This window comes from Cecembia sp. (assembly GCF_007126775.1).
Taxonomy (GTDB): domain Bacteria; phylum Bacteroidota; class Bacteroidia; order Cytophagales; family Cyclobacteriaceae; genus Cecembia.
On the sequence record NZ_SLAP01000229.1, the window covers coordinates 1 to 18,826 of the forward strand.

General features: G+C 40.5%; 19 protein-coding genes. 5 read left to right on the plus strand and 14 right to left on the minus strand.

From position 1 onward, the window contains the following. Nucleotides 1-133: 133 nt before the first annotated feature. From QZT73_RS15035 to QZT73_RS15065, 7 genes are all read right to left on the minus strand, one after another. Nucleotides 134-307 (minus strand): Lacal_2735 family protein, encoded by a 174-nt coding sequence (locus QZT73_RS15035; RefSeq protein WP_291778024.1) that lies wholly within the window; start codon nucleotides 305-307, stop codon nucleotides 134-136. Nucleotides 308-345: 38 nt separating this feature from the next. Next, nucleotides 346-1,938, minus strand: coding sequence for a toxin-antitoxin system YwqK family antitoxin (locus tag QZT73_RS15040; protein ID WP_291778026.1), 1,593 nt, complete (start codon nucleotides 1,936-1,938; stop codon nucleotides 346-348). 84 nt (nucleotides 1,939-2,022) lie between these two features. Then, on the minus strand, nucleotides 2,023-2,589 hold the full coding sequence (locus tag QZT73_RS15045) for a hypothetical protein (RefSeq protein WP_291789025.1): 567 nt from the start codon (nucleotides 2,587-2,589) through the stop codon (nucleotides 2,023-2,025). A 10-nt stretch (nucleotides 2,590-2,599) separates the two neighbouring features. After that, complete coding sequence (locus QZT73_RS15050; protein WP_291789031.1) at nucleotides 2,600-3,598, minus strand: beta-ketoacyl-ACP synthase III; 999 nt, start codon at nucleotides 3,596-3,598, stop codon at nucleotides 2,600-2,602. 138 nt (nucleotides 3,599-3,736) lie between these two features. Further along, nucleotides 3,737-4,636 (minus strand): MBL fold metallo-hydrolase, encoded by a 900-nt coding sequence (locus QZT73_RS15055; protein WP_291778032.1) that lies wholly within the window; start codon nucleotides 4,634-4,636, stop codon nucleotides 3,737-3,739. After that, on the minus strand, nucleotides 4,636-5,337 hold the full coding sequence (locus tag QZT73_RS15060) for an SOS response-associated peptidase (RefSeq protein WP_291778034.1): 702 nt from the start codon (nucleotides 5,335-5,337) through the stop codon (nucleotides 4,636-4,638). The genes QZT73_RS15055 and QZT73_RS15060 overlap by 1 nt, the downstream gene beginning before the upstream one ends. Before the next feature lie 20 nt (nucleotides 5,338-5,357). Then, nucleotides 5,358-6,317 (minus strand): alpha/beta fold hydrolase, encoded by a 960-nt coding sequence (locus tag QZT73_RS15065; RefSeq protein ID WP_291778036.1) that lies wholly within the window; start codon nucleotides 6,315-6,317, stop codon nucleotides 5,358-5,360. Between the two features lie 123 nt (nucleotides 6,318-6,440). On the opposite strand from QZT73_RS15065, the gene QZT73_RS15070 reads away from it, so the two are divergent. Next, entirely contained in the window at nucleotides 6,441-8,111 is a 1,671-nt protein-coding gene (locus QZT73_RS15070; protein ID WP_291778037.1) for a pyruvate dehydrogenase complex dihydrolipoamide acetyltransferase, read from the plus strand. Between the two features lie 315 nt (nucleotides 8,112-8,426). Next, nucleotides 8,427-8,969, plus strand: coding sequence for an ATP-dependent protease subunit HslV (gene hslV / locus QZT73_RS15075; protein ID WP_291778038.1), 543 nt, complete (start codon nucleotides 8,427-8,429; stop codon nucleotides 8,967-8,969). Between the two features lie 316 nt (nucleotides 8,970-9,285). Here the strand turns inward: hslV and QZT73_RS15080 are convergent, their stop codons facing one another. From QZT73_RS15080 to QZT73_RS15095, 4 genes are all read right to left on the minus strand, one after another. Continuing rightward, nucleotides 9,286-10,314, minus strand: a complete 1,029-nt coding sequence (locus QZT73_RS15080; protein WP_291778040.1) for an acetylxylan esterase — start codon at nucleotides 10,312-10,314, stop codon at nucleotides 9,286-9,288. Nucleotides 10,315-10,510: 196 nt separating this feature from the next. Continuing rightward, nucleotides 10,511-12,205: a gamma-glutamyltransferase gene (ggt, locus tag QZT73_RS15085; RefSeq protein ID WP_291789033.1), complete on the minus strand. Its 1,695-nt coding sequence runs from the start codon at nucleotides 12,203-12,205 to the stop codon at nucleotides 10,511-10,513. Between the two features lie 256 nt (nucleotides 12,206-12,461). Then, nucleotides 12,462-12,851 (minus strand): hypothetical protein, encoded by a 390-nt coding sequence (locus tag QZT73_RS15090; protein ID WP_291778043.1) that lies wholly within the window; start codon nucleotides 12,849-12,851, stop codon nucleotides 12,462-12,464. Nucleotides 12,852-13,038: 187 nt separating this feature from the next. Then, nucleotides 13,039-13,503: a hypothetical protein gene (locus QZT73_RS15095; RefSeq protein ID WP_291778045.1), complete on the minus strand. Its 465-nt coding sequence runs from the start codon at nucleotides 13,501-13,503 to the stop codon at nucleotides 13,039-13,041. Between the two features lie 286 nt (nucleotides 13,504-13,789). Between QZT73_RS15095 and QZT73_RS15100 the strand changes: the two genes are divergently transcribed. The 3 genes from QZT73_RS15100 (at nucleotide 13,790) to QZT73_RS15110 (ending at nucleotide 16,543) form a co-directional block, all read left to right on the plus strand. After that, entirely contained in the window at nucleotides 13,790-14,455 is a 666-nt protein-coding gene (locus tag QZT73_RS15100; RefSeq protein WP_291778048.1) for a TetR family transcriptional regulator C-terminal domain-containing protein, read from the plus strand. A gap of 12 nt (nucleotides 14,456-14,467) precedes the next feature. Further along, nucleotides 14,468-15,787: an AarF/ABC1/UbiB kinase family protein gene (locus QZT73_RS15105; protein WP_291778051.1), complete on the plus strand. Its 1,320-nt coding sequence runs from the start codon at nucleotides 14,468-14,470 to the stop codon at nucleotides 15,785-15,787. Between the two features lie 324 nt (nucleotides 15,788-16,111). Next, the gene (locus QZT73_RS15110; RefSeq protein WP_291789035.1) at nucleotides 16,112-16,543 is read left to right on the plus strand and encodes an NUDIX hydrolase; all 432 of its coding nucleotides are present in this window, start codon (nucleotides 16,112-16,114) and stop codon (nucleotides 16,541-16,543) included. Nucleotides 16,544-16,686: 143 nt separating this feature from the next. Here the strand turns inward: QZT73_RS15110 and tsf are convergent, their stop codons facing one another. The 3 genes from tsf to rpsI form a co-directional block, all read right to left on the minus strand. Beyond that, complete coding sequence (gene tsf, locus QZT73_RS15115; RefSeq protein ID WP_291789037.1) at nucleotides 16,687-17,517, minus strand: translation elongation factor Ts; 831 nt, start codon at nucleotides 17,515-17,517, stop codon at nucleotides 16,687-16,689. A gap of 227 nt (nucleotides 17,518-17,744) precedes the next feature. After that, nucleotides 17,745-18,506 (minus strand): 30S ribosomal protein S2, encoded by a 762-nt coding sequence (rpsB, locus tag QZT73_RS15120; RefSeq protein ID WP_291778059.1) that lies wholly within the window; start codon nucleotides 18,504-18,506, stop codon nucleotides 17,745-17,747. Between the two features lie 45 nt (nucleotides 18,507-18,551). Next, on the minus strand, nucleotides 18,552-18,826 hold a 275-nt coding region (gene rpsI, locus QZT73_RS15125), incomplete at its 5' end, for a 30S ribosomal protein S9 (protein WP_291789039.1).

The following is an 18,826-nucleotide window of genomic DNA, read 5'->3' on the forward strand; positions in this document are numbered from 1 at the left end:
AAACGATTTAGCTAAAAACATTAAGCTGGTATAATTAGAAAAAATAAAATATTATATTTTTGATAGTATCTCAATCAATATAAAAATAATTTATAATCTACTTAAAGCAAAAAGAGGTCCATATTGGACCTCTTTATGATTTTTTTTTCAATTCGTCAATTTTTTTCGCAACTTCTTCTGCTTCGGCCATTACTTTGTCTGCCTCAGCACGGTTACTGTGTGATAATTTATAGGATTTATCCAAAAGACTTTTATAAGTTTCTTGGAGTTTTTCCAGTTCTGATTTTTTCTTAAATAGACCAAACATATCTTTTTATTTAATTAACAGGTTTGAGAAAAATCTGTTTAATCAAAACGATTAAATCTGATCTCACTCCTCATTTCATCGTCCTCAGTAACCATCTCATCATCTCTAAAGTTGATGATTTGCTCCAGTCTTCCATTTAAATTATAATACCTCCAAGTTCCTTCTTTTTTTCCATCTACCATCTGCCCTTCAGAAGCTTTGTTGCCATTTTCATGGAAATATATCCATAGCCCTTCAGACTTTCCAGATTTATAATTCCCTTCAGACTCTTTTTTACCAGAGGTATAATAGGTTATTCTCGTTCCATTGCCATCTTTCAGTGTGCCCGGATCGAGGGTTGAGCTTCCATCGTAAGAAAAATACTCTCCAACATTCATTAACCTGCCATTACTCCAAGTTTCTTCCTGTGTCAATTGTTTATTGTCATAAAAAAGACCCCAAACACCATTTTCAAAACCCAGGAAATAACTTCCCACGGATTTTAGCTGACCACCATCATAATAGTATACCCACTGACCATTTTCGGATCCCAATAAATATTCTCCCTCAGCAATTAAAATTCCGATTTTATTGAAATATTTCCATAAACCAGTTTTTAGGTCATTTCGGTACTCTCCAATGGAATACAAAGTGCCTTCCGGAAAAAAGCTTCTCCAAAGACCGTCTTTGACCCCATTTTTATATTGACCAGTTACAGAAACCTTCCCGTTGGAATGATTTTCAATATAATCCCCAACTGGAAGCCCCAATTCATAGGTCTTTCTTTTCGAAAGTGACCTGTTTGGATAAAATTCTTCCCAAGTTCCTACAGGTATGTCATTTTCATACTTTTCTGTTCTGGCGAGTCTACGATTTTGATAGAAAAATTTCCATTCTCCTGTCCTGTTACCATTGTTGTCGAAATGTCGTTCAGATTCTATGGTCTTACTTTCCGGAAAGTAAGAAATCCATTTGCCAACCCTTCTGCCATTTTTAAATTCACCCTTTTCTTCTACCATTTTACCTGGCCCAAATCGCGTAAATTGACCATCAGGCTGATCATTTTTATAGGAAGCTTCCAGCATGAGTTCCCCATAAATATCATATTCCATGTAAGGTCCTTCCTGCTTTCCATTTTCAAAGTTTTGAATCACTGCCATAACCCCATTATTGTAATAGGTGACCCATCTTCCATTCCTTTTACCATCTAGAAATTGACCTTCAACTTTCAATTGCCTTGGGTTGAAAAAATCAGGTTGACCCTCTCTGCCGTAATATTCTTTGTAAGGGCCGATAGCTACACTGTCTCTGAAAACCCTGTCCAGCTTTAAGGCACCTGTTGTGTCATATTCCCTAAAAAAACCATTGAGCTTGTTGTTCCTGTATTCCGCTTCCAGCTTTCTGTTGCCATTGCTGTGAAAAACGACTGCCAGGCCATCTCTTCTTCCTTGGTCAAAATTAATGGTCTGCATCAGGCGATTGGTCTGTGGGTTTTCAAACTTCCACAAGCCTTCCATCATACCATTATTCAAAATGCCCGTGCCTACTAAAGTAGAGTCTGCATTGTAAATAGTTACAACATTTGGACGCTGTTGCGCAATTGCCGACTGCCAGCTTACAGTCAACAAGAAAATGATAAAAATATATTTCATGTTATGGGATTTCATTGTCTCAATTATGAATACGCAATATGCAATACGTGGTTCTAAATTAAGGTAAATATCGGAATTTATAAACTAACGGTTATGATATGACAAAATATCCTCTGTTAATTTCATTATTAACTCCGAAGCCTTTTTCGGGTCCTTAGGTAGGGCAATCTCTTTCCAGAGTATTAATTGGCTGGATGTATTGATTGCAGCAACTAAATTTTCGGCACTTACTGCCATTTGACTTTGCATGATATCCATGTAATCAAATGCGGATTCGCGGCTGTACAGTTTGAAATTTTGGAAATAAGATATGCGATTGACTGGAAAACTATTTTTAGTTTGAACCCCATAGGTGATAAAAATAAAAAAACCATACCCCCACCAGTTGAGAAACCTGATATTGAATCCCTTCTCCTGATCAAAATCCCGAACAATATCCAAAACCTGATAGGGCAGCCTTGCCAATTGACTTCCCTTACTGATCCTGCAGCCCTTTGGGCTGTTGAAATGTAGACTTAGCCTGTCTTGAGGAAATGCGTTGGCAACGGTTGTAAACAAGGCTTGTATGAGGTCAACCTGATCCTGGAAATGGAGGAAAAACTCTTTGGACTTTTTCCAGAAGTCAGGATCTAATTCTTGTCCGGTAACCATGTAATAGATTTTACCAATTTAATAAACAAGATGCCCAGGCAAAACCTGAACCAAAAGCAGCCAGACAAATTAAATCTCCCTCTTTAATTTTCCCCTGTTCCCAAGCTTCACTGAGCGCAATAGGAATGGTGCCCGCGGTAGTATTGCCCAACCTCATGATGTTGTTGAAAACTTTTTCATCCGGTAAGCCCATTTTTTGTTGGATATAATTGCTGATTCTCAGATTGGCTTGATGGGGAACCAACAAATCGATCTCAGATTTGTCTTTGCCATTGGCCTCTAGGGCTTCTTGGATTACTTCTGAAAATCTGACTACTGCATGTTTGAATACTGCATTTCCGTTCATCTTTAAGAAAAAGTCACCTCTATCTATCAGCTCTTGGGAAATTCTTACTTCCGTACTGCTGCTTGGGGCCAAACAATAAAGCTCTTCTGCATATTGTCCTTCTGAATGTAAATGCGTAGAAAGTATTCCTGGCTGGTCCGCTTCCACAGCGCTCAATATCACCGCTCCTGCTCCATCTGCGAAGATAACAGCGCTGGATCTGCCATCATCTGATTTATCCAAAGCTGAGGATTGGATTTCAGCGCCTACCACCAGAATATTTTTATACATCCCGGTTTTGATAAATTGATCTGCAACAGACAGGGCATAAATAAAACCCGAACAAGCATTTCTAATATCCAGTGCGCCAATATTGCCTACGCCAAGTTCCCTTTGTAGCAGCACGCCATTTCCTGGCAGAAAGTAATCAGGAGTTATGGTAGCAAAGACTATAAAATCTATCTCGCCTTCCTTTATTCCAGCCCTTTGAATGGCCATTCTGGATGCAGCAACCGACATGCTGTTTACGGTATCCTTCCCAGGAGTAAACCACCTTCTCTCCTGAATGCCAGTTCTTTCTACAATCCAGTCATTATTGGTGTCCATAATGGTGGACAGGTAGTCGTTGGTGATTATTCTTTCTGGGACATAATGCCCCACTCCCGTTATTCTGGATTTTTTCATTTTCTGGTAAAGTTATAAAGGGTTTGTTTCAGCCGGATATTGGTATGCCAAGCATACAAATATCCTATTTCATTCTCTTTTTCCAAAATAAAGTAAAATGATAAGCTTATGGAGGAGACCAATGGTAGGATTCTGTGTTTAAATTCTTCCTTGACTTTTCAATTTCCAGTACCTGTACAAGCCTGCCACGGACATCCAACTTGGATTGGCATACTCATATACTTTTAGCAGTTGATCCGAGCAGCCTTCTCTTTTCAGATAGATCTGCGTATAGGCCATAAATTCTCGAATGACTTCTTTTTGAGGGATATCTTTTTCAAAATAAGGCTTTATCCATTTGGCCCAATCGTCCAAAACATACGAGAGGTTGTCCAAATGGCGGTCAATATCATTTATAATACCAAAGTGTGTGAGGTAAAGAGCCTCTGCATTTTCAGCCTTTAATTTGGCCAATGAAAGCTTCCACGATTCAATATGAATATCAGGAGGTGGGCAGGGTGGAACCACAGGTCCTCCGTCTATCTTTACACCGGCCACATCTCCTGTGAAGATGATTTCGCCCATTTTCCATGCGATATGATGGATGGCATGTCCTGGCGTATGAATGGCTCTGAAACTGTTTTTGCTAAAATGTAGTTCTGCTCCATGTTGGACAGGGATTACCTGCTCTTCAGGAATTGGCATCATTTTCCCCCAGAGCCTTTCCATTTCACTTCCATAAATCTGCTTGGCCGAATTCCAGAGTTTTTCAGGTGACTCCAGATGGGGTTTTCCCACTGGATGGACATAAATTTTAGCACCATGTTCTGCCAATCTCCAGGCCGCTCCGGCATGGTCAAAGTGAATATGGGTCAACAATACCTGCTTGATGTCTTCCATGTGGTATCCAAGCGCTTCTACTTTTTTTTCAAGTACAGGATACGTGCTTTCAGGGCCCGTTTCTACTAGAAGTGGCCCCTGATCCGTTTCCACGAGAAAACAGGCAATCGCTTCCTGCGTATCTAAAAAATTCAAATCCAGTATATGTATTTTTTCCATTATCCAAAAAGGGTATAGTTGCCAAATTGATCAATAGGAGCTGAAGTTTTTCTGATGATGGAAGGACTGTCATTGGCCACACTGTTCACCATTGGGGAAACTGTATAACTCAGCATGTCCTCAGCCTTGTAGGTTTGAAGCATACTGATGAGGTCCTCCTGACTGCTGTATTTATCAAGCCATTTTTTCTCATCTGCTTGGTTCAAGATGACCGGCATACGGTCATGCACTTCTGAGACCAGTGCATTGGGGCTTGTAGTTAAGATCAAAAAAGTATGGTTACTTTCTCCCAGTTCATTTTCATACTCTTCCCAAATACCGGCAAAAGCAAAAGGCGCTTCATCAGCCATTGTAAATCGGTAGGGGATTTTGGTTTTTTTACCCAGTTTTTTCCACTCGAAAAAGCTGTCAGCAGGTACTAAGCACCGTCTTTTTTGAAAAGCATTTTTAAATGATGCCTTTTCATTTACTGTCTCAGCTTTAGCATTGATGAATTTTTGGGAAACAGGCTTATTTTTGGCGAATTCGGGTGTAATGCCCCAGTAAAAGAAAGAGAATCCCTTGGGACTTTCCGAGGTAATCACCGGTACAAGTTGGGTGGGGGCAATATTGTACCTGGGCTTAAAGTCACCCAGCATTTCCGCCTGAAACCGTTCCTCTAAATCTATTTTACTTTTACTCAATGAATATCTGCCACACATATAAAACCTTTTTTGGAAAATTACTGATTGCCAGTGATAAATTCAAATGCCCGTTTCTCTGACCAGTAAATGTCTTCACTTTTTCTGGGACTAAATCCTACATGGCCACCGTATTTTGGGAATTCCATCCATACTTGATCCAATTTTCTTCCCAAAGAAATTGGAAAGCATTTATCACTTAGAAATGGATCATTCTGGGCATTTAAAACAAGAGAAGGTACATCAATTTTTTCCAAAAAAAACAGAGAGGAGTTCTGCTCGTAATAATCATGTGCATCTTTGAAACCATGTAGTGGACCGGTGTAATGGTCATCAAAATCCTGTAGGGTTTTGATTTTCCTCAAAATCCCCAAAGGGATTTCATCAGGGAACTTTTGTGCTTTTTTAACTACTTTTTCTTTGAGCGTCCTAAGAAATCTTTTTGCATAGACGATATTTTCCCCAGATGAGATTTTCTGGCAAGAACTTTCAAGATGTACCGGAACAGATATGGCTACAGCTTTGCGGATTTTTGAAGTTTTATTTCGCGCTTCTCCCAAATACTTTAATGTAAGGTTACCGCCTAGACTAAAACCTATTAAATAAACAGCAGTGTATGGCTTTTCAGCATGATTGATGACAAAATCAAGATCATAGGTGGCTCCTGAATGGTAAAAAATGGGTTTATTGTTCAATTCCTCACTGCATCCCCTGTAATTCCAGTTAAGCACGTCAAATCCATTTGAAAAAAATTGTCTCGCCATTCCTGCCATATAAGGCCTTTTGCTGTTCCCTTCAAGCCCATGGCTGATAATGATCAAATTTTCCGAGCCTTGTTTCAACCAATCCAAGTCCAAAAAATCCCCATCAGGCGTGTTAACCCTTTCTCTTTCAAATGGTAATGGAATCTCAGACCTAAATAATCCAGGGATAATTGTCTGGAGGTGGCCATTGAAAAGCCATTTGGGGTAATCGTATTCTGTTTTTTTTATAAGAGGCATATTTGAACAAATACTTCATTTTTGGACTTTCAAATCCTGAAATTACTATTATTAAATTTGAATAAAGATATTTTAAGAACTATTTTTGGACTCCTTAAAATTTGACTAGGATAAAATTAGCTTATGGCCGAAATAATAAGAATGCCTAAAATGAGCGACACCATGGAAGAAGGGGTGATCGCAGCATGGTTGAAGAAAGTAGGGGATAGTGTCAAACCTGGAGATATCATTGCGGAAGTGGAAACAGATAAGGCTACCATGGAACTGGAGTCTTACGAGGAAGGAACACTGCTTCATATAGGAGTACAAGAAAAAGACGCTGTTCCAGTAAATGGCGTGATTGCCATTATTGGAGAAAAAGATGAAAATATAGAAGCGCTTCTGAAAGATATTGAATCAGGAAGCAGCAATGGAGATGCTTCTGAAGAAAAGAAAGAAGAAAAACCAGAGGCTAAGGAAGAAGAAAAACCGGCTGCTCAAAAAGAAAAATCCGAAGAAATAGATGTTTCTGGCATCAATGCTACGGTGATTACCATGCCCAAGATGAGCGATACCATGACTGATGGAACTATTGCTACTTGGTTGAAAAAAGTAGGTGACGACATCAAGTCCGGTGACATTATTGCTGAGGTGGAGACAGATAAAGCCACCATGGAACTGGAGTCTTACGAAGATGGTAACCTCCTTTATCTAGGCGTAAAAGAGGGTGAGGCGGTTCCAGTAGATGGGGTCATTGCCATCATCGGCGAAAAGGGTGCTGATTATGAAAAGCTTTTGAAGGCCCATGAGGCCAAGCAAAGTACCTCTGACGCACCTGATCAGGAAGAAGTTAAAGAAGAGAAATCCAGCAGCGAACCTAAGAAAGAAGAAAAAACTGTAAGCGCCCAAGAAACGGATCAGGCTTCCAGTTCTGCTTCTGACAACGGAAGGGTTAAAGCTTCACCACTGGCCAAAAAAATGGCCTCTGAAAAAGGCATCGACATTACGCTTGTAAAAGGTACCGGAGAAGGAGGAAGAGTAGTCAAAAGAGATATTGAAAACTATACTCCTGCGGTAGCAGAGACAGCTTCGGCACCAACTGCCATGGCGACATCAGCGCCTGCAGTAGGACAAGAATCCTATAAAGAGGAGAAGGTTTCCCAAATGCGTAAAGTGATCGCCAAGCGCTTGGCTGAAAGTAAGTTTGAAGCACCACACTTCTACTTGACCATGGAAATCAACATGGATAAGGCCATAGAAGCAAGAAAGAGTATGAATGAAGTCTCTCCCGTAAAGATTTCTTTCAACGATATGGTCATCAAAGCCACAGCAGCTGCCCTGAGGCAACACCCGAAAGTGAATACATCTTGGCTTGGGGATAAAATAAGATATAATGAGCACATTCATATCGGCATGGCGGTAGCTGTCGATGAGGGATTACTGGTACCTGTAATCCGTTTTGCAGATAGTAAATCACTTTCGCAAATTTCAAATGAAGCCAAAACCTTGGGTGGCAAGGCCAAGAATAAAGAGCTTCAACCCAAAGATTGGGAAGGGAATACCTTTACAATATCCAATTTGGGTATGTTTGGTATCGAAGAGTTCACGGCCATTATCAATCCACCAGATGCCTGTATTTTGGCAGTTGGAGGAATCAAAGAAACCGTAATTGTCAAAAATGGACAAATGCAGGTAGGAAATGTAATGAAAGTGACCATGTCCTGTGACCATAGGGTGGTGGATGGTGCGGTTGGTTCGGCCTTCCTACAGACACTGAAAGGGCTCTTGGAAGATCCGGTTAGGATTTTGATTTAATTAATTTATAGATATATGTCAAAAAGTCCTGATTTGTCAGGACTTTTTGCTTTTAGTATAGTTATTGAAAGGATTTATACTTCGTGAAATATGGTAGATATATACTTCGTGAAATAAAATAGAAATTGTTTCGTGAGATATGGTGGAAATAAGTTTCGCTAAACTGTTGCAAAAGATGGCAGTGAATCTGTTTGTAGGTAAAAAATTCAAATGGCAGTTAAATATTTCAACTTATATCTATTTTATTTCGCAGAAGGCATATTTCAATTTATTTCATCTCACGTCTTACGTCTCACATCTTAAGTCTTAAAAAAAATGGAAAAAATAAAATCAACCACCGTTGTGGCGATCAAACATAAGGGTGAAGTAGTGATCGGGGCAGATGGGCAGGCTACTTTGGGGAATACTGTAGCAAAAAGTTCAGTCAATAAAATCAGAAGGTTACAAGGAGGAAAGATCGTGACCGGTTTTGCGGGTTCTACCGCAGATGCCTTTACCCTTTTGGAGAAATTTGAAGAAAAATTAAGCGCATATGGTAATAATATGAAACGGGCTGCCGTAGAACTCGCCAAAGAGTGGAGAATGGACAGGATGCTGTCTAAGTTAGAGGCTATGATGATCGTGGCGGATAGTCAGGATATATTGATCATTTCCGGTACAGGAGACGTGATTGAGCCGGATTTGGAGATTGCTACCATTGGTTCAGGCAGTATGTATGCCCAGTCTGCGGCAAGAGCACTGAAAAAGTTTGCCCCACAATTATCTGCAGAAGAAATGGTCAGAGAGAGTTTAGGGATTGCCGCAGATGTCTGCATATATACCAACCATAATCTGGTGGTGGAGAAAGTGGTGAAGTAGACTTTTCCTAAATGTTGAATTCTCAGGGTGACGAGTCTGGTAATCTCTCAATGGTAGCAAGGGACTGCCTGTCCCGCGGAATTGCGGAAAGCGAAGAATCTCCCATAGTTGAGGGGATTCTTCTCCGCCTGTGGCGGATCAGAATGACGCGGAAAACAAGATGTCATTCCCTTCTATCGAAATAACAAATTTTAAAATCTCAGAGTGACGTACATTTCTGTCAATCATATCCCCCTATTGGAAGGAGGGTAAATTTAAAAGGCCAAATCTGTTTTTATGTTTGGGGATTGATATGCCAGGTATAAAATTAATCCCTCTATAACCAGTCCCGTAGAAACTGTAAAATATCTTCTCTCATTTCAGCCGTTTCCTCATGTCCAACATCATAAATTTTCAATTTCCATGCTTGGGGGGCTCCGTCTTTTGCATAAATTTTCTTCAGGTTTTCATCAATGATTAACAAACCTTCCAATGGGGTAAGTGGATCAAATTTTCCCGCCAGACCAAAATGAGGTCGGGGTGAAATTAATCCGTTAATTTTTGAAGTTGAAAAGTGGTTCAGTAAATCAGGAACATAATAATAAATACCATGAAGACTGAGGTCATTTTTTTCCAAAAGAGTTTGGAAATCAGTTAAACAATTTAGATCTACCACCACTTTAATACGCTCATCCAATGCGGCAAGCCACCAAGCCATGGTACTTCCCATGGACATGCCCATAGTTGCTACCCGCTCCATATCAATATCTTCCCTGGAATCCAAATAATCCAATGCCCGCAAATTGTCATATACCATCATTCCATAAAGCACCTGTCCTTTCCACAACATTTCTTTAAATAGATCCAATTCGGACTTTCCCGATCTCTCCCCAAATCCCCAGGAATCCAAACAAAAACCTGCATATCCTTCTTGCGCCAAAGCAAAAGCATAGGGAGGCGCCTGCATTTCTTTTCTGCCATAGATAAATTCATTCTTTCCCACCTCATATTGACCGAAATGAGAGTGATTAAAAAGGACCACCGGCAACTTCCCATTGGCATTTTTTGGTTTGGTAAAGAAGGCAGGCACCTTCTCCAATCCATTGATGTCCAGTAATAATTTCTCAATGATGACCCCATCCTTTTCTTCAGAGGATACCAATTCTACGGAAATGGGTCTTTCCCGATCCGGAAGCTTACCCAAGAGATTATACAGTTCTTTTCTTAAGAGGTCTTTGTCCTTGATTTCATACATTTCTTCAGTCATAGGTATTGATTTGTTCTGGGAAATGGCATCGGCTATGCCCATAAAAACAAGGATATGAAACAGGAATAATTTTAAGAAATAATAATTGGGATGTCTCATTTATAATTGATTTCATTTTAAAATTTCTCGTCCCCCATTCCAAACCATTTCATAGCATTTCGGTAATATACCTTATCCACCTCTAGGCTCACATGGATTAGACGGAAATTTTCTGTAATTCGGGAGATTAATTAAGCCATTGTTAATATAGCCAAACCCTTAGCTCCTGTGTAGGGAAAAACCAATTTGCCATTCCTCAATAACCCGCTGCCTGTCCGTCTTTCCTTGACTCCGAAGCACCGATATAGATTTTGTTGACCTTGTCGTATAAGATTGCCTGGTAGCCTCCATATGGACCTACACTGTACTCTACCCGATGTCCGATCTCTTCCAGTTTGCGGATGACTTCATAGGAAAAGCCACTTTCGAGATTCAGCGATCCACCATTTGTCATCTTTGAGCCGGTGGGTTCGGAGCTTCCGTTGTGACGCATCCGCGGAGCATCTCCAGCTTCTTGCAGATTCATGCCAAAATCAATCAGATTGATCACAATCTGCGTATGTCCCTGAGGCTGTACAGAACCGCCCATCAGACCAAAACTGATGTAAGGCTCCCCGTTTTTGGTGATAAAGGCAGGAATGATGGTGTGAAAAGGTCGCTTGCCTTTTGCTAAGGAATTCCAATGGTTTGGATCCTGGACATTGAACTGTTGTCCGCGGTTTTGCAGCACAAAACCCAATCCGTCCGGAACCATACCCGATCCAAATTCATCGTAAATGCTCTGGATAAAGGAAACCATATTGCCTTCCTTATCCGCGACAGTAAGGTAGGTAGTGTTGCCTTTTTCGATTTCACCGGCAGGGTAGGCCATAGCGGCCTTGTTTGGATCGATGAGTTTCCGACATTCGGCGGCATATTCTTTGGAAATCAATTTTTCCACCGGGATTTGATTGAAAGCAGGATCGGCATAGAATTTTGCCCGGTCTTCAAAAGCCAATTTCTTGGCTTCCGTCAGCATATGCAGGTATTCTGCACTTCCAAAGCCCATGGATTTGATATCGTAGCCTTCGAGGATATTCAGCATTTGTAGGACTGCTATTCCCTGTCCGTTGGGTGGGAGCTCCCATACATCGTATCCGCGGTAGTTGGTGCTGACGGGTTCCATCCATTCGGAGGTATGCTTTTTCAGGTCTTCATAACGGAGATAGCCCCCATTTTCCTTCATAAACCTGTCGATGGTTTGTGCGATTTGCCCTTCATAAAAGGCCGAACGGCCTTCTTTGGCTATCATGGAGTAGGTTTTGGCCAAGTCTGGATTTTTGAAGATTTCTCCTTTTCTCGGGGTGTTTTCGCCATTGGGCATGTAGGTTTTTCGGAAACCAGGAATGTCCTGCATTTTTGGATAGGCACCGTTCATTTGCCAGGCAATCACTTCGGTGACGGGGAATCCGTTATTGGCATAGTCGATGGAAGGCTGGAGGATTTCCTGCATGGATAGCTTCCCAAAACGCTTGTGCATCTCAAACCAGCCGTCCACACAACCGGGAACGGATACGGGAAGTGGCCCCAGCAGGGGTACATAATTCAGTCCTTTTCCTTTGAAAACTTCCATCGTCAGCAATTCAGGAGCACGGCCGCTTCCATTAAAGCCGTAGAGCTTTTTGGTTTTGGCCTCCCAGATGATGGCAAAAACATCTCCTCCAATTCCGCAGCCATTGGGTTCGACCAAGCCCAGCATCGCATTGGCGGCGATGGCTGCATCCATGGCCGAACCGCCTTTTTTTAAGATATCCAAGGCCACCTGAGTGGCCAAGGGTTGGGCGGTGGCAGCCATACCATTTTGCGCAATGACTTCAGATCTGGTAGTAAATGTTTTTCCGGTGACCCGGTCTTGGGCCCAAGTAGCGGTAGCAAGGAAGTAAAGAGCGATAAGGAAATAAAGATGTTTCATAAGTATGGCATTAGCTTTGCCATATTAAGTAAGTCCATAGATTGTTCCAAGGGAAAGTATTTGAGTGGTAGTGCAGTTCTCGGGGAATTCATTTTTAGTTGTCTGTCGTTTCATAAGGAGTCATAACCTCCTGTATAAAATCAGTGCGAACTAACAAGCTTGATTGTCCACAGGACAATCAGGCATTGCAAGGAAGCACGAAATTTCGGTTCAAGACAGGTTTGAACATTGTTTTCATAAATTTTTGTCAACAGTTTTAATCTGTCACGGCAATATTTACTGTAATATAATCCGTTTCTCCTGATTTGAATTTCAATTCGTACTCTCCTATTGCCGAGGGAGTAAATTCATAAATAGCCGTTATTATCGGAATATTGTCTGTGCAGATACAACCTTCATATTTTGCCTGAACCTCTATTATTTTTGACTGTTCACTGCCACTTTCAATAAACTTTTCAAATTTCCCGCACCCGTTATAGACCGCGAATTTAACTTCAATTTCTATCGATTCATTTATTCTTCCTGAGGATGGCGAGTTTACCTCTGTCACATTTTCTGGTCTATACTCAATACATTTCTCAGAACCATCATCCGAACAAGAAACCAAAATTGCAAGAAGAAAAAATAAAAATATTTTAGTTTTCATTTTATTATGGTTTTTAACGGTTCTCAGCTATACGCAAGCAGGGATTTTAACCACTGAACTTCCTACTAAGAACTGAACTTTAAATTTAGCACTTTCCTGTCCTACGAAGCACAGCCTGTCCCGCCTAAGCGGGAAAACCCCCGCTTTTGCAAAACGGCTGTTAGCGGGTCGGCTTTCTTTATGTCAATCAATTCTTAATCTCAATATTAAGTTGTCGTCCCTCATTCATTGCTTTTTTGTCCATCGACATTCCAACTGCAATTCCGATCCCCATTCCGATTGGAAGTCCAATAGCTAAAAGCCCTATGTTGCCAATACTAAGTCCAAAAGCAACACCAATTGGTAGGCCAAATGCACTCATTCCCAATACCATCCATAAAGTTCTGTAGTAATTTTTAGGCACTATTTTGTGTTCTTTTTCTACTTGTTTCAAAATTGCTGTTTGTTTTTGTTTTAAAAGTTTAGTCAATTGAGCACCATTAAAAGTTGATAAATTTAATATATCAACACTTTCGTTTATTAATTTGTAAACGTCTTGGCTCAACTCTTTTTTCTTTAATTCGTTAAGAAGTTCGCCAAATTGCGAATAGATTCTATTAAGTTTGTCATCGTTAGAAAAGTCTTCTCTGTTTTTAAGTTCTTTGATATTCATTTTTGTCTGTTTTTATTGTTAAGCTGTCCGCTAACTTGTATATACCCGATACAAACATTCGCCTAGCGAACTCATTAGAGCTGTGGATAAGCGAAATTTAAATGTTTTAATCAATCTGATTTCCTCCACCCCCATTCCTCTTTGGTGTTGGCATCGGCCATCTTCAATTCTTAAAGGGCATATCTTATAAAACTAAAAATATTTTTTCTAAATCCTTTCGAATTCTATTCCTTTTCTAAACTTCATATCCATTTTTTAGGTTATACAATTAGTAAACGAAACCAACATGGAAAATACAGCAGCAAAGAAGACAAGTAAAGCGGACCCAAGAGCGAAAATCATCAATGGATATGTCAGTTTTGTCCTTGAAAATGGATCTGAGCCTTTGTCTATTTATAAGTTTGCCAAAGAACTCAAAATGAATGAGGCTGATTTTTATGCCTACTTCACCTCTTTCGATGCCATCAAGTCGGCCGTTTGGGGCAAATTGTTTGATGATACCATTCAAAACCTGGAAGCTCAGGAAGTTTTTAAAGAATACAGTGCCAGAGAGAAGCTGTTGGGATTTCTCTTTACATTGGTCGAAGAGTTAAAAAAGAACAGGTCTTACCTTATATCATTATACGCAGGGCAAAAGGACCTGAAAAAGCTCTTGCCCGAAGAAGTGAAAGCCTTTAGAAATAAATTTAAAGACTTTGCCAATGAGATCATTTTGGAAGGTAAGGAAACAGAAGAAATTGCCAATAGACCATTAATTACAGAGCGGTATGATGAGGCACTTTGGTTGCAGGTCTGGTTTGTCTTCCAGTTTTGGATAAAGGATACATCGCCGTCCTTTGAAAAGACTGATGCTGCCATTGAAAAGTCTGTCAATCTGGCTTTTGACTTAATGGGTAAATCAGCGGTGGATACCTTTATCGATTTCGCTAAGTTTTTATACCAAAACAAATAAACACAGGAATTCATGGAAAGAAGTGTGAAGGAACAGCAGAGTATTCCTGTTTCAAAAGTGCAGCGGGCTGCCAAATTTATCAGTACAGGTGCCAAAGTAGGAGGGAACTACATGAAGCACTATGCCAAAAGAGTAGTTAATCCCGGACTATCCAAAGATGAGTTGCATAACAGCAACGCTTCGGATATATACAATTCTTTGAGTGAATTAAAAGGCTCTGCACTGAAAGTTGCGCAGATGATGTCCATGGATAAAAATATGCTTCCCAGAGCTTATCAGGATAAGTTTACCATGGCACAATACAGTGCACCTCCTTTATCCTATCCTTTAGTAGTCAAAACCTTTCAAAAGTATTTTGGGAAAACTCCAGATCAAATGTATGATACTTTTACCAAATCGGCGGTAAATGCAGCGTCAATTGGGCAAGTTCATCAGGCCACCAAGGATGGAAAAACCCTCGCTGTCAAAATTCAGTATCCCGGGGTAGCAGACTCAGTGAGTTCTGATCTAAAATTGGTTAGACCTTTCGCTTTGAGGCTTTTGAATATGAATGAAAGGGAGTTGGATCATTATATGGAAGAAGTAGAGGGTAAGCTGATAGAGGAGACTGACTACATTCTTGAAGTGGAGCGATCCAAAGAAATTTCAGCCGCCTGTAGCCATATTGATGGTTTGATATTCCCTGGATATTACGAGACATACAGTGCCGAACGCATTATTACCATGGATTGGATTGAAGGAAAGCACATCAAGGAATGGCTTGAGACCAATCCTTCTCAGGAGGCCAAAAATAAAATAGGGCAATCCCTTTGGGATTTTTACCATCATCAGGTGCATAATCTGCAGCAGGTGCATGCTGATCCCCATCCTGGAAATTTTATCATTACAAATGAAGGAAAGCTGGGTATTATTGATTTTGGTTGCGTAAAAATCCTACCTCAGGATTTTTATAAAGGCTATTTTGCTTTGATCAAAAGAGAATTGCTGATCAATGAAGAGGAATTGAACCAGATCTTTTATAACCTTGAATTCATTTCGGATAAGGATACTGAAGAGGAAAAGGTATATTTCAAAAGTGTATTTAAGGAAATGATTTCTTTATTAGGTAAACCTTTCCATGTGGAAAGTTTTGATTTTGCTGATGACAGTTATTTTGAACAGATTTTTCAATTGGGAGACAGGATTTCCAATGACAAAATGTTCAAAAAATCCCGTCAGGCTAGGGGTTCAAGACATGGCTTATACATCAATAGGACCTATTTTGGTTTGTATAATCTCTTGAATCAGTTGCAGGCCAATATCAAAACAACTAAGCCGGAGTGGTTGGAATAGTTGAGTAGGCAAAGTTGAAAAACCATCTCTAAAGCCACCCTTGGGATACGGGGGTGGTTTTTTATGCGTTTCTTTTTGTTACACAGAGGTCCACAGAGGACTCACAACTTGTCCCGTGAATAAGAGGAGAAATCTTTAGAGGAGAGGCCTGAAGGGCCTTGCTGTGACAACCCGGGATAGCATCCCGGGTAAATACGCATGTCCAGCCCCTCAGCTCGAATAATTTCTACATCAGCCTTCCGAAATCCCCCTTTGACATTTTACTCCGCTTGTAATATTTATTTGGTAGTTTTACGTAATCTAAATATCACTTAGTTAATAAACATGTCCTTCACCTATCCTTTTCCCCGTCCGGCTTTGACCACCGATGCTGTAGTCATTTGTGGAGCAGAGATTCTATTGATTGAGCGAAAAAAGGATCCTTATCAGGGTAAATGGGCCTTGCCGGGTGGTTTTGTGGATGAATATGAGGCAGTACAGGATGCATGTGTCAGGGAATTGGAGGAAGAGACCAGCTTGTCATGTTTACCAGAAGATGCCCTTTTTGTAGGGATTTTCGGGAAAGAGGGGAGAGACCCCAGGGGATGGACAGTTTCTGTGGTTTATTTATTTGCAGTAGGCAAAGAGCAAAAAGGTAAAGTTGCTCCTGGTTCGGACAGTGTTGCGGTGAGGTGGTTTCCTCTTAGTCAACTTCCCGATTTGGCCTTTGATCACAAAGAGATTATTGCTGAAGCTTTAACCCGGAAATATATCTGAAAGAAATATTAATCATCTCGTTTTAAACAAACACTTTGTGACTTCTTGCCATTGTGGCCAAATTAGAAAAAAAGCTGACCCCTTTCGAAGTCAGCTTCCTATCTCAAGTCTTGAGTCTTATTTCTCAAGTCTTCTGTATACAATTATCCGATAGATACCCTTTTGAATGCAGCTACTGTCATACCCTTACTTACTCCATCAAGGTACTGTGCAATAGACTTGGTGTTGTCTTTTACGAAAGACTGGCTCAACAAAGTGTTTTCTTTGTAGAACTTGTTCAATTTGCCCAAAGCGATTTTTTCAAGCATTTCTTCAGGCTTACCTTCTTGTCTGGCTTGATCTTTACCCACTTCGATTTCTCTTTCTACAACAGAAGCATCTACGCCATCCTTATCAACCGCTACTGGGTTCATCGCTGCAATCTGCATGGCTACGTCTTTACCTGCTTCTTCAACAGCAGAACCATTGGTGTTGGTTAAAGCAACCAATACCCCCAACTTACCATTAGAGTGGATATAGGGAACAACTGCTTCTCCTTTTACTACCTCAAAGTGAGAGATTTCGATTTTCTCTCCGATTTTACCGGTCATCTCCACAATTTTCTCCGCTACTGTAATATTTTCAAATGACAATGCAAGAATTTGCTCAATGGATGCAGCTCCATTTTTTGTAGCCAAATCCAAAAGTGTATTGGCAAAAGCCACGAACTCGTCATTTTTAGCCACGAAGTCTGTTTCGCAGGTTAATGAAAGGAGCGTTCCTGTAGCGCCGTCTGCACTGACTGCAGTAACAATCGTGCCTTCTTTGGTCTCACGATCTGCTCTGGAAGCAGATACTTTCTGCCCTTTTTTTCTTAAGATATCGATAGCTTTTTCAAAATCTCCTTCTGCTTCGGTAAGGGCTTTTTTACAGTCCATCATACCGGCACCGGTCATTTGTCTCAGTTTGTTAACTTCTTGTGCAGTAATAGCCATTGTATTGTATAGTTTTTTGGATTAAACTTTTTTCTCTGAAATTAAAACCTTTCATGCCATCATATGAGAATGAAAGGTTGTATAGTTAATTGAAATCTTTGCGATCCACTTTTTATTTGATTGAAAATGCGATGATGCTAAGACCTCAAAGGTTTGGTAAAAACAAAAAATTGAACACAGGTTTGGACCGCATGTTCAATCTTTTGTCAAGTATAAATCAAAGTGGATTACTCTTTGGGTTCTGCGTCCACAGCTTTTTTAGCCTCTTCCTCTTCAGAAAGTTTAGCCTCTTCTTTGTCCTTTTTCCTTTCGGAAAGACCTTCTTCAATAGCTGCTCCAAAAGCTTTCACCAATAAAGAGATAGATTTGAATGCGTCATCATTGGCAGGGATCGGGAAATCCACCTCATTTGGGTTGGAGTTCGTGTCCACCAATGCGAAAACAGGGATACCAAGCTTTTGAGCCTCTGCGATTGCAATGTGCTCTCTTTTGATGTCTACGATGAACAAAGCTGCTGGAAGTCTTGTCAGGTCAGAAATACCTCCCAGTACAGTTTCCAGTTTTTCTCTCTGTCTAGAGATCATCAATCGTTCTTTTTTAGCCAAATTCTTGTAGGACTCTTCTTTAGTCAATTTATCGATAGAAGACATTTTCTTCAAGGATTTGCGTATTGTGGCAAAATTGGTCAACATCCCGCCTAGCCACCTTTCGGTGACATAAGGCATGTTCAACCTTCTTGCTTCTTCAGCAACCAAGTCTTTCGCCTGCTTTTTAGTAGCAACGAACATAACTTTTTTGCCTGAGCGAACGATCTGCTTGATTGCGTTGGATGCTTCTTCGAGGCAAACAAGCGTTTTGTTTAGGTCAATGATATGGATACCGTTTTTCTCCATGAAAATATACGGTGCCATTCTTGGATCCCACTTTCTCGTCAAGTGTCCAAAGTGAACACCAGCATCCAGTAAGTCTTTATATTCTATTTGTGCCATTAATAAATGATATAGTTTCGATATAAAATGAAGAACAATTCCAAATTAACGCTTGGAGAACTGGAATTTTTTTTTTTTTTTTTTTATACCTGGCTTCTTACGCTCTACTATTCTTGGGTCTCTGGTAAGAAAACCTTCTTTTTTCAATGCCGGTCTGTGCTCGATATCAAATTCACACAAAGCCCTTGCAATTGCCATTCTGGCTGCCTCGGCCTGTCCTTTGATGCCACCGCCGTCTACATTGATATTGATGTCATATGAACCATCTACACCTACTAGTGCAAGGGGTTGTTTTACGACAATCTGATGCAGATCAAATG

Excerpts from the sequence above, each read along its gene's own strand:
- ggt (WP_291789033.1), bottom strand. The coding sequence starts at position 12,205 with ATGAAACATCTTTATTTCCTTATCGCTCTTTACTTCCTTGCTACCGCT.
- QZT73_RS15060 (WP_291778034.1), bottom strand. The coding sequence starts at position 5,337 with ATGTGTGGCAGATATTCATTGAGTAAAAGTAAAATAGATTTAGAGGAA.
- QZT73_RS15090 (WP_291778043.1), bottom strand. The coding sequence starts at position 12,851 with ATGAAAACTAAAATATTTTTATTTTTTCTTCTTGCAATTTTGGTTTCT.
- QZT73_RS15095 (WP_291778045.1), bottom strand. The coding sequence starts at position 13,503 with ATGAATATCAAAGAACTTAAAAACAGAGAAGACTTTTCTAACGATGAC.
- QZT73_RS15110 (WP_291789035.1), top strand. The coding sequence starts at position 16,112 with ATGTCCTTCACCTATCCTTTTCCCCGTCCGGCTTTGACCACCGATGCT.
- QZT73_RS15080 (WP_291778040.1), bottom strand. The coding sequence starts at position 10,314 with ATGAGACATCCCAATTATTATTTCTTAAAATTATTCCTGTTTCATATC.
- QZT73_RS15100 (WP_291778048.1), top strand. The coding sequence starts at position 13,790 with ATGGAAAATACAGCAGCAAAGAAGACAAGTAAAGCGGACCCAAGAGCG.
- rpsB (WP_291778059.1), bottom strand. The coding sequence starts at position 18,506 with ATGGCACAAATAGAATATAAAGACTTACTGGATGCTGGTGTTCACTTT.
- QZT73_RS15050 (WP_291789031.1), bottom strand. The coding sequence starts at position 3,598 with ATGAAAAAATCCAGAATAACGGGAGTGGGGCATTATGTCCCAGAAAGA.
- QZT73_RS15055 (WP_291778032.1), bottom strand. The coding sequence starts at position 4,636 with ATGGAAAAAATACATATACTGGATTTGAATTTTTTAGATACGCAGGAA.
- hslV (WP_291778038.1), top strand. The coding sequence starts at position 8,427 with ATGGAAAAAATAAAATCAACCACCGTTGTGGCGATCAAACATAAGGGT.
- QZT73_RS15035 (WP_291778024.1), bottom strand. The coding sequence starts at position 307 with ATGTTTGGTCTATTTAAGAAAAAATCAGAACTGGAAAAACTCCAAGAA.
- QZT73_RS15065 (WP_291778036.1), bottom strand. The coding sequence starts at position 6,317 with ATGCCTCTTATAAAAAAAACAGAATACGATTACCCCAAATGGCTTTTC.
- QZT73_RS15040 (WP_291778026.1), bottom strand. The coding sequence starts at position 1,938 with ATGAAATATATTTTTATCATTTTCTTGTTGACTGTAAGCTGGCAGTCG.
- QZT73_RS15045 (WP_291789025.1), bottom strand. The coding sequence starts at position 2,589 with ATGGTTACCGGACAAGAATTAGATCCTGACTTCTGGAAAAAGTCCAAA.
- QZT73_RS15105 (WP_291778051.1), top strand. The coding sequence starts at position 14,468 with ATGGAAAGAAGTGTGAAGGAACAGCAGAGTATTCCTGTTTCAAAAGTG.
- tsf (WP_291789037.1), bottom strand. The coding sequence starts at position 17,517 with ATGGCTATTACTGCACAAGAAGTTAACAAACTGAGACAAATGACCGGT.
- QZT73_RS15070 (WP_291778037.1), top strand. The coding sequence starts at position 6,441 with ATGGCCGAAATAATAAGAATGCCTAAAATGAGCGACACCATGGAAGAA.